Origin of the sequence: Nocardia mangyaensis (assembly GCF_001886715.1) — a bacterium.
Lineage (GTDB): Bacteria > Actinomycetota > Actinomycetes > Mycobacteriales > Mycobacteriaceae > Nocardia > Nocardia mangyaensis.
In genome coordinates this window covers 5,431,850-5,442,405 of the sequence record NZ_CP018082.1, presented here as the reverse complement: position 1 = coordinate 5,442,405, position 10,556 = coordinate 5,431,850, and the positions used below count along the sequence as shown (strand labels likewise).

At 70.5% G+C, this 10,556-nt stretch carries 3 protein-coding genes; all 3 read right to left on the bottom strand.

The genetic code is table 11. The features are described 5' to 3' along the window. Positions 1-57: 57 nt before the first annotated feature. From BOX37_RS24720 to BOX37_RS24710, 3 genes are read right to left on the bottom strand one after another with little or no spacing between them, the layout of a single operon-like run. On the bottom strand, positions 58-1,059 hold the full coding sequence (locus BOX37_RS24720; RefSeq protein ID WP_240505038.1) for an ABC transporter substrate-binding protein: 1,002 nt from the start codon (positions 1,057-1,059) through the stop codon (positions 58-60). 39 nt (positions 1,060-1,098) lie between these two features. Then, on the bottom strand, positions 1,099-8,844 hold the full coding sequence (locus BOX37_RS24715) for a non-ribosomal peptide synthetase (RefSeq protein WP_071929719.1): 7,746 nt from the start codon (positions 8,842-8,844) through the stop codon (positions 1,099-1,101). Next, the gene (locus BOX37_RS24710; protein ID WP_071929718.1) at positions 8,841-10,502 is read right to left on the bottom strand and encodes a (2,3-dihydroxybenzoyl)adenylate synthase; all 1,662 of its coding nucleotides are present in this window, start codon (positions 10,500-10,502) and stop codon (positions 8,841-8,843) included. The genes BOX37_RS24715 and BOX37_RS24710 overlap by 4 nt, the downstream gene beginning before the upstream one ends. Positions 10,503-10,556: the final 54 nt, after the last annotated feature.

The window sequence follows — 10,556 nt, the reverse complement described above, 5'->3', positions numbered from 1 at the left end:
CGTCAAGCGACGACACCGGCGCGCGCAACGCAACGCCGGTGCCGTCTTCGGGCGGCCTCAGGCCGCGGGCTTGAACTTCTCGATCGCGCCCCTGATGTCCTCGGCCTGCAGCTCAGCGGCTTCGAAGGTGTAGGCGTAGGGGGTGCGCAGCGGGAAGACGTTTCCGGCCACGGCGGCCGGCAGCGCCTTGAACACCGGCGAGTCGAGCAGCGCCTGGGTGCGGGCGGTGGGCTTGCCGTCGATGTCGGCTTCGAAGAAGATCGCGTTCGCCGAGGACAGCCGCGACAGATCCTCTAGCGAGATCTGCTGGTTGTAGCGCGCGGGTTTCGGGTCGGCACCGCTGAAGTAGGTCAGGCCGGACTTGGTCAGTCGTTCGTAGACCAGCGCTGTGTTGGTCGCGATCTGGAAGTTGCCCGCCTGCGCGGACCCCTCGGCGTAGACGACCTCGCCGATCCCGGCGATCTTGTCCTTGTCGCTGATCGCGATGTCGGCCCAGGTCTTGTCCAGGTCCGACAGCTTCATCGTCGCGTCGGCGCCCTTGCCGACCACGTCGGCGACCTTGGCGTAGTTGGCCCAGACATGGCTCGGATCGACGATCTCGATCGCCACCGTCGGCGCGATCTCCTGGAGCGACTCGAGCTCGATGTTCTTCATCCCGGGCCGGAACATGGTGACGATCAGATCGGGCTCGAGCTCGACGATCTTCTCCAGGTTGACCGAGGTCTCGACGCCGCCGACCGAGGGCACGTCCTTGATCTTGTCCAGTGCGGCCGGGCTCGCGTTCTTCTTCAGGTCGTCGAACATGCCGACCGGGGTCACGCCGATGTCCACGAGCAGCGTGCCGACCAGCCAGCCGGCGACCACGCGCTTGGGCTCGCTGGGAATCTCGACGTCTCCGAGCCCCGTTCCGGTGATCACGCGGGTGGCGGGTGCGCCGCTGGTCGAGTCCGCGTTGCCGGAATCGGCGCCACCGCAGCCCGCGACCAGGCCGGCCACCGCGAGTGCGGCGACGACGGCACGGGCACCCGGACGGATGCGCGCGAAGGAGAATCTACTCACTGATGTTCCATTCATTGCACTTAGTTGGGATAGGCTTATCTAACCTGACTGGTCGGTCTTTGTCAGGTCCGTCGCCTCCGGCAGTGCCTGCGCCCACAGTTCGGCGAGCAGCGCGACATCGTTGTGCCGGATCGCACCGGGCAGATAGGTGAACCGGGCACACAGCAGCACTCGGTCGCCGGACGCCTCGGCGCGCACATTGATCTCCAGCGGGTATTCCACCGCCAGCTCGGCGTCGGCCGCCGCGGACACGGTGCGCGCTTCCGGCGCCGGTCGCCAGTCCGCGGCCGCACCGAACTCGACTCGGCCCAGGTAGTTGAACAGCACCTGGGGCCGTGGCAGGGCGGCGAGTACGCGGGCGGTGCGCGGGTTGGCGTAGCGCAACATGCCGAAACCGATCCCACCGTCCGGTGCGGCGGCCATCGCGGCCGCGGTGGTGAGGACCACCGAGTCCGGGTCGTCGCTCGCGGGCAACCGGACCGGGGTGACAGTGGTGAGCCAGCCGACGGTGCGAGTGAGATCGAGATCGCCGAAGCCGTCGCGGCCGTGCCGTTCCACATCGACGACCAGGTCGCCGTCGGGTACCCCGGCGCCGGCGCGCCAGCGGCTGACTGCCAGCCGCAGCGCCGCCACCAGCAGCTCGGTGGTCGGGATCGGCCGGGCGGGTGCGGTGATCGCGGTCGCGATCTCGTCGCCGACCTCGATGTCGAGCTGCGCCAGCTCCGCGACCGTGCCCGGATGAGCGCCTGTGGCAACGAGATCAGCGCCTGGCGTGAGCACCGTTCGCCAGTGCGTGAGCTCACCGAGGCGCTGCGCGGACGCGGCCTGGGCGGTCACCGCGTCGGCGTAGCTGCGCAGCGAGACCGGCACCGGATCGAGCTCGCGATCGTGGGCGGCCTGGTCGAGATCGTCGAGCAGGATGCGCCAGGACGCGCCGTCGACCACCAGGTGGTGGGCGACGATGACGAGGTAGCCGGGCTCGCCCGCGCCGCGATCGACGTGGGTGAACCGGACGAGCACGCCCGCCTCGGGAGCGAGCCGACCGGCCGCGGTGTCGGCGAGTTCGTCGAGCGCCGCCGGAATCGGCGCCTGCGCGGGCAGCGTCACCGTGTCGAGCAGGGCGGTGGCGTCGACGGCGGCCGCCGACCTGGTGTGCAGGGTCCAGACCTGACCGCTGACCCTGGTCGACTGCAGCCGCAGCGCGTCGTGCCGGGCGACCAGGGCGGAGATCACCTGCTCGACCCGCGCGGTCTCGGTACCCGCGGGCAGCCGCACGACCACGGTTTGGTTGAGCCGGGTGCTCGGCCCGCTGCGCTGGACGAGCTTGCTCACGATCGGGGTGAGTGGCACCGGGCCGATGCCGGCGTCATCGGCGAGGGTGCCCGCCTCGGTCGCCGCGGCGGCCAGCGCGCGGACCGTGCGATGTTCGAACACCGCGCGGGCAGACAGCTCGAGACCCCGCTTGCGCAGCTTGCCGACCAGGCTCAGCGCGACGATGCTGTCGCCGCCGAGGGCGAAGAAGTCGCTGTCGGGGCCCAGGGTGTCGACATCGGCGGTGCGGACGACCTCCGCGATGGCCTGGGCCATCAGGGTTTCGCGCTCGCTCAGCGGCTCACTGACCGAATCCTGCTGGGCAGGAACGAGTTTCGCCAGCGCGGCGCGATCGAGCTTGCCGTTGGCCGTCACCGGCAGCTCGTCGACGACGATCACCGCGGCAGGCAGCATGTGCGCGGGCAGCGTGTGCGCCAGCGCGTCGATGACCGCGCGCGAGGCCAGTTCGGTGACCGCGTAGCCGACGAGATTGTGCCTGCCGTCGTCGTAGGTGTGCACCAGGGTGGCCGCGCGGTCGACGCCGTCCACGGCGTGCAGCGCGGCATCGATCTCGCCGAGTTCGATGCGCTGCCCGCGAATCTTGACCTGGAAGTCGGACCGGCCCGCGTACTCGACCTGCCCGGCGGTGTTCCAGCGGCCGATGTCCCCGGTGCGGTACAGCCGGGAACCGTCGGCGGCGAACGGATTCGCGACGAACCGGTCCGCGGTCAGCGCCCGACGACGCAGGTAGCCGCGGGCGAGCTGAACACCGGCGAGATAGATGTCGCCGTATCCACCCACCGGCACCGGCGCGAGATCCCGGTCGAGGACGTGGATCGCGGTGTTCCAGACCGGCGCGCCGATCGCGACGATCGGGCTGTCGCCGGCCGGCACCTCGGTCGCGGTGACGTCGACGGCGGCTTCGGTGGGGCCGTAGAGGTTGTGCAGTTGCACCGCGAGCAGTTCGTGGCAGCGCTCGCGCAGCGCGGGGGTGAGCGCCTCACCACTGCACAGCACGCGTCGCAGCCGGGGCAGCTCGCCCAGCGTCGGCTCGGCCAGGAACGCGCCGAGCATCGAGGGCACGAAGTGCGCGGTGGTGACCTCGGTGCGCCGGATCAGGTCGGCCAGGTAGGCCGGATCGCGGTGCCCCTCGGGTGCGGCGAGCACGATGGTCGCGCCGACGGTCAACGGCCAGAACAACTCCCACACCGAGACGTCGAAGCTGATCGGCGTCTTGTGCAGCACCCGCTCGCCCGGCACCAACCTGTACTCCCGCTGCATCCAGCGCAGCCGGTTGACGATGGCGTCGTGGGCGACGACCACGCCCTTGGGCTTGCCGGTGGAGCCGGAGGTGTAGATGACATAGGCCGCTCGCTTGGCCGGCAGCGGTCGCGGCGCGAACTCGTGGCCCGCGGCCACGGGGACCGCCGGTGCGCCGTTCTCGTCGACGAGCAGCCCCGCGATGGTTTCGAGCGCCGCGTGCGGGCGGTCGTCGATCAGGACCGTGGGCCGGGCGTCGGAGAGCATGTACTCGATGCGGTCGGCCGGGTAGCCGCGGTCCACCGGCAGGTAGGCGGCGCCGACCCGGTGCACGGCCAGCACCGCGACCAGCAGCGCGAACGAACGGTCCAGTGCCACCGCGGCGATGTCGTCGACCCCGACACCGCGGGCGTCGAGTTCGGCCGCCAGCACGGTGACGGCGCGATCGAGCTCGCGGTAGCTCAGTTCCCGGTCGCCGAAGACCAGCGCGGTCTGCTCGGGGTGATCACGGAAGCTGTCCGCGATCAGCGTGGGCAGATCCAGCGCGGGGTCGAACGGTGCGGCGGTGTCGTTCCAGTGCCGCAACTGCTCGCGTTCGGCCTGTTCGAGCACCGGCAGCGCGCGCAGGCCGATTCCCGGATCGGTGGTCACCGCGTCCACGAGCTGGAGCAGGCGCTCGGCGACGGTGGCGACGGTGCTGTGATCGAACAGCGCGGTCGCGTACTCGATGCGGGCCGAGATGCCGTGTCCGGCAGCCTGTTCCAGGAAGTCGAAGGTCAGGTCGAACTTGGCCGAACGGACCCCCGGATGCCGGATCTCGGCGCGCAGGCCCGCGAAATCGGGGGCGGTGATCGGCTTGCGGTACTGCACCATCGTCTGGAACAGCGGGGTCCGGCCGGTCACCCGATCCTGGCCCGCCAGCTCGACCATCACGTCGAAGGGCAGGTCCTGGTGCTCGAACGCGGCCAAGTCCTCGGCGCGAATCCGCCGCACCAGTTCGGTGAAGCTCAGGTCACCGGACAGGTCGGTGCGCAGCGCGACGGTATTGGTGAACAGGCCGACGATCTCCTCGACCCCCGCGCCGGTGCGCCCGGCCACCGGAGTGCCGACGACGATGTCGCGACCACCGGAGAGTTTGGCCAGCAGGGTCGCCACGAGGGCGTGAACCACCATGAACCCGGTCGCACCGACCGAGCGGCCCAGCTCGGCCAGTGCCTGCGCGCGGACGGCATCGATGGTGAAATCGACGACGGCACCGGCGAAGTCGGGCTGCTCGGGCCGCGGCCGGTCGTAGGGGAGTGCCAGCTCCTCCGGTGCGCCGGCCAGGGTGTTGGACCAGAACTCCCGGTGCGGCGCCAGCGCCGCACCGGTCGACCGTTGCCAGGCCGCGTAGTCGGCGTAGGTCAGCGGCAGCGCCGACCAGGCGGGGACGAAGCCGAGCACCCGACTGCGATAGGCAGTGGCCAGGTCGCGGAACAGAATCGGCGTCGACCATTCGTCGCCGGCGACGTGATGCAAGCAGACCAACAGCAGCGCGGTGCCGGTGCCGGTGTGCACGAGAGCGGCGCGGATCGGCAACTCGGTGTCCAGCTGGAACGGCTGCGCGCCAAGGTGTTCGACGGCCGCCATGGCCGCATCCACACCGCCGCGCGACGCCGGTCCGGTGGCCGGCCGATCCACGATGGCGCCGAGGTGTTCGGCATCGGCGGGCGGGGTCTCGGCGACGGTGAGTTCGGTGAACGGGACCTGTTGGCCGCGGCCGAGGACGCGTTGGGCGGGTTCACCGTCGACATCGACGAGCAGGGTACGCAAGGCGGCGTGGCGGTCGACGAGGTCGGTCAAGGCCGCGGTGAGGTTGTCGACCTCGATGCGGCCGTGCAGTTCCAGGACGAACGGCAGGTTGTAGGCGCCTGCCGCGCCCGCGATCTGTTCGACAGCCCACAGGCGATGCTGGGCGTGCGAGAGTGCCACCGTGGCGCCGTGTTCGATGGGCGTGATCGGCGGAAGCGTGACCGTCGTCAGGGTTTCGGTGGCGAGCCCGGCCGCGAGTTCCGCGACTGTCGGGTGCTCGAACAGGTCACGCACCGAGACCGTCTGGCCGAGTTCGGCCTGCACCCGGATGGCCACGCGGGCCGCGAGCAGCGAATGGCCGCCGCGGGCGAAGAAGTCGTCTTCGACGCCGTAGTCGTCCAGGCCGAGGACCTCGCCGAAGATCGCTGTGAGCCGGGTCTCCAGCTCGGTGTTCGCCGCGCGCGATGCCTGGGCTGAACCGGACCGGGCCGACAGTGCGCGCTTGTCGACCTTGCCACCGGGCAGACGAGGGATCTCCGCGATGATCTCCACGGCCGGAACAAGATACGACGGCAGTCGCCGCGCCAGCGCGCGTCGCAGCGCACCGGCATCGAGTTCGGCGCCGACCACGAACGAGCGCAGCAGCATCGCGCCCGCACCATCGGCCACGGCGACCGTCGCCGAACCCTCCACACCGGGCAGTGCGGCCAGCGCCGCGTCGACCTCACCGGGCTCGACCCGGTTGCCGCGAATCTTCACCTGCTGATCGGCGCGACCCAGATGGTCGAGTACGCCGTCGCGGCGCCAGCGCACCAGATCGCCGGTGGCACAACGCCGTTGTCCCTGCGGCGCGGCGACGAACCGGGCGGCGGTCGCGGCCGGGTCGCCGTGATAGCCGCGCGCCACCTGCTCGCCACGCACATACAGTTCACCCACCGCGCCCGGCGCGACCGGGCGCAGGAACCGGTCGAGCACCTCGAGTTCGACGTCGGGCACCGGCCTGCCGATCGCGACGTCCGCGCCGGTCATCTCCTGCCAGGTCACGTCACCGGCGATCTCGGAGGAGCCGTAGGTGTTGATGATTCGGTTGCCGGTGCTATGAAGCTGTTCCAGCAGTGTGTGATTCGTGCGCTCGCCACTGAGGATCCAGGTGCCGACCTGCTCACGCACCGCGGGTGCGTGCGCGATCAGCTCGGCGGCCAGGGTCGGCACCGCGGTGAGGTGGGTGATCCGCTCGGCCTCGATCAGCTCGGCCAGCGCGGGCACATCGCGCAGCTGGGCGTCGGTGGCGATCACCACGAGCGCCCCCGCCGCGAGACCGGCCAGCAGCTCGGTGGTCCCGTCGATGAAGGCGAACGAACTCTTCGACAGCCGGATATCGGGTTCGTCCGCGCTCCAACTGTTCACCGCCCAGTCGATCCGGGCATTGAGCGCCGCTCTCGTCCCGAGCACGCCCTTGGGCCGACCGGTCGAGCCGGAGGTGTACACGAGGTAGGCCGGGTGATTCGGGTCGACACCCCGCGACTGCGCGACCGCCTCGCCGCCGTGGCCTGCCAGCGCGTCACCGCCGCGTGTCGCTGGTGCGATCGTGTCCAACGTGGCCGACTCGCCGCTGTGTGCGGCCGGTGCGGTCGCCGTGCCCGGTGCGACAGGGTCGGCACTGCGCGACAGCGGTGCCTCCGGTGCGCCGAGCGTGGACAATTCGACGCTGTTCAGTTGCGCCACAGTCGTATCGATGTCGCCGATGACCAGGGTCGGGGTGGCGTCGGCGAGGATGTGGTCGATGCGCTCACGGGGGTAGCCCAGGTCGACCGGGACGTAGGTGGCGCCGGTGCGCAGGATCGCGAGCAGCGTGGCGGCGTAGGCGAAGCCGCGGGGGAGAGCCACGACGACTCGGTCCTCGGGGCCGATGCCGCGGTGGCGCAGTTCTGCGGCGATACCGGCGGTGGCCTGAGCCAGTTGCGCGTAGGTCCAGTCGACTCCGTCGCAGCGGATCGCGACCGCGGCGTCGGCGCGAGCGGTGATCACCGCCTCGATGTCGGCGGGGCGGGTGGTGCGCGCGGCGCCGATACCCCAGCCCGACAGCTCGGCGAGCTCGGCCTCGGTGCACAGTGCCAGCTCGGCCAACGGCGTCTTCGGCTGCTCGGCGACCAGGGTGAGCAGGGTGGTGAAATGCCGGGACAGCGTGGCGATCTCGGCGTCGGCGAACACCGTGTCGTGGAAGAACAGGTGCACGGTGAGGGTGGGTTCGAGGATCACCGTGACGGTCAGCGGATAGTGCGTGGAATCGCGCGGCTGCACCGATTCGATGGACAGCCCCGCTGCCCGGGTGACCGCCGCCATGGCCGCGCGCGCGTCCGGATAGGACTCGAACACCAGCAGCGTGTCGAACAGTTCACCGTGCCCGCTCGCCTGTTGGATCGCGGGCAGGCCCAGGTGCTGGTGATCCATGGTCGCGGTCTGCGCCCGGTGCGCTCGCCGGATCACCTCGGCGAGGTCGTCGCTCGCCTCCTGCTGGATACGCACGACCGAGGTGCCCAGGAACATGCCGATCATCGACTCGACGCCCTCGATCTCGGGACTACGCCCCGACACCGTGGAACCGAACAGCACATCGGCGGAATCGACGGCCTGGCCGAGCGTCAGTCCCCACACCGCGGACACGATGGAGTTCACCGTGACCCCGAGCTCACGGGCTCGCTCGCCGAGCCGGACGCCGGTCTCTGCCCGCAACGGCAGCGTATGTCGATGCGGGCGAACGGCATTGCGGGTGGCGCCGGTCGGGGCGAGCAGCGTGGGGCCGGGCACATCGGCCAGTGCCGTGCGCCAGGCCGTGACGGCCGCGTCGTGATCGCGCTCGTCGAGCCAGCGCAGGAAATCCCGGAACGGGCGCACGGCGGGCAGTGCCGTGGGATCCGGATCGGGATACAGCGCGAACAGTTCACGCACGAACAGCGGCGAGGACCAGCCGTCGAGCAGCAGATGATGATTGGTCAGCAGCAGCCGGAACCGGTCGGGGCTCAGCGTGGCCAGGGTGAACCGCAGCAGCGGCGGCTTGGCCGGATCGAACCGTTCGGCACGGTCGGCGTCGAGGATCGCCGACCAGCGCGGTTCCAGCGCTGATTCGTCGAGTCCGGTGAGATCGACGGTGCGCCAAGGAATCTCGACCCGTGACGGCACGATCGCGACCGGTTCACCGGTCTTGCGGGTGCGGAAGCAGGCCCGCAGATTCGGGTGCCGTTCCAGCACCGCGTGCGCTGCCGCGCGCAGTCGGTCGCCGTCGAGTGGTCCGGTGATCTCGATCGTCGCCTGCACGGTGTACACGTCGACCTCGGTGCCGAGGCCGGAGACGAACAGCAGGCCCTGCTGCAGCGGGGTCAGCGGCATGATGTCGCTGATCCGGCTGCGCTCCGGCGTGCTCACGAGGTGCTGCCGACGTGACTGGAGGCGGCCAGCAGGGCAGCGCGCAGTGCGCGCCTGCTGGTCTTGCCCACCCCGGTCTCGGGGAAGCTGTCGACCACCTCGACCAGATCCGGCAGTTTCCACGCCGCGACCCCGCGCTCCCGCACGAACTTGCGGACGGTCGCCAGCGTCGGCGGTGTCGCCGGGTCGGCGGCCAGCACGAACGCGCAGGTCCGCTCACCCAGAACGGTGTCGGGCACCGAGACGATGACCGCGTCGCGCACCGCGGGATGGGCCAGCAGGTGCTCTTCGAGTTCCTCGGCCGAGACCTTCTCGCCACCGCGATTGACCCGGTCGTCCTGACGGCCCTTGACCACCAGATTGCCGTCCGGGCGCAGGCACACCACGTCACCGGTGCGATACCAGCCGTCGCTGGTGAACGCGCGCTCGTCGGCCGCGGCATTGTCGTAGTAGCCGCGAATCGTGTACGGCCCCTTCGTCTGCAGCAGCCCGTCGGTGCCCGGCGGCACCGGCTCACCCGCCTCGTCCACCACCGCGACCTGGTCGTACTCCGACATCGGGCGGCCCTGGGTGGACACGATCACCTCGGCCGGATCGTCGAGCCGGGTGTAGCAGACCAGGCCCTCGGCCATGCCGAACACCTGCTGCAGGGTCACCCCCAGCGCCGGGCCGATCCGGGCGGCCAGCTCGTCGGGGCAGCGCGCGCCGCCGACCAGCAGGACACGCAGGGTCGACAGATCGGGAGTGTCACCGGCTTCGGCGCGCTCGGCCCACAGCCGGGCCAACGGCGGTACCAGGCCGGTGATCGTCACACCGAACGTCTCGATGGCCGCGAAGGCCGTCGCCGGGGTCGGATCGGCCGCCATCGCCACGGTGCCGCCCGCCCACAGCGCGCCGAGAATGCCGGGCGAACTCATCGGGAAGTTGTGTGCGACCGGCAGTGCGGCCAGGTAGACGGTGTCGGTGTCGAGTTCGCAGATCTCGGCGCTGCGCCGCACGCTGAACAGGTAGTCGTCGTGGGTGCGCGGGATCAGCTTCGGCATGCCGGTGGAACCACCCGACAGCTGCAGGAACGCCACGTCTGAAGGGGCGGCGCGCGGGAATTCCTGTGGCGCGGAACGGAGTTCGTCCAGGCTGACGGCGCCTTCGGGCACCGTGGTCCGATCGCGGTCCGGCAGGACGATCACCCGGGTGATCGCGGGAACTTCGGCACTCACCTCGGCGGCCAGCGCGGCATGATCGAAGAGCTGATGGTGATGGCAGGTGATGATCGCGACGGCGCCACTGGCCTGGCCGATCGGGACCAGCTCGCCCCTGCGGTGCGCGGGCAGACAGAACACCGGGAGTGCGCCGAGCCGGAACAGCGCGAAGATCACCTCGACGAACTCGGCGACATTGGGCAGCTGCACCAGGACCCTGTCGCGCGCGGCGACACCCTGTCCGGCGAGTCCGGCGGCCAGGCTCGCGACGCGGGCGTCGAGCTCGGCGTAGGTCCAGCGATTCGCCTGGTCGACCACGGCGATCGCGGTCGGGTTCGCCGCGGTGCGGGCCCGCAGGATGTCGTCGAAGGTCTCGCCGGTCCACAGCCCGAGCTCGCGGTACTGTCGCGCCTCCGGCGCGGGCCACGGGGTGAAGCCGGGCAGGTGGGTGTCCAACATCGTACCTTCCAAGAGACGTTGTATTCAGCAGTTTGGTTAGTTTAGGCTAAACAA

Bases quoted from the DNA above. Each gene is read 5' to 3' on its own strand.
- BOX37_RS24710 (WP_071929718.1), bottom strand. From the start codon at position 10,502: ATGTTGGACACCCACCTGCCCGGCTTCACCCCGTGGCCCGCGCCGGAG.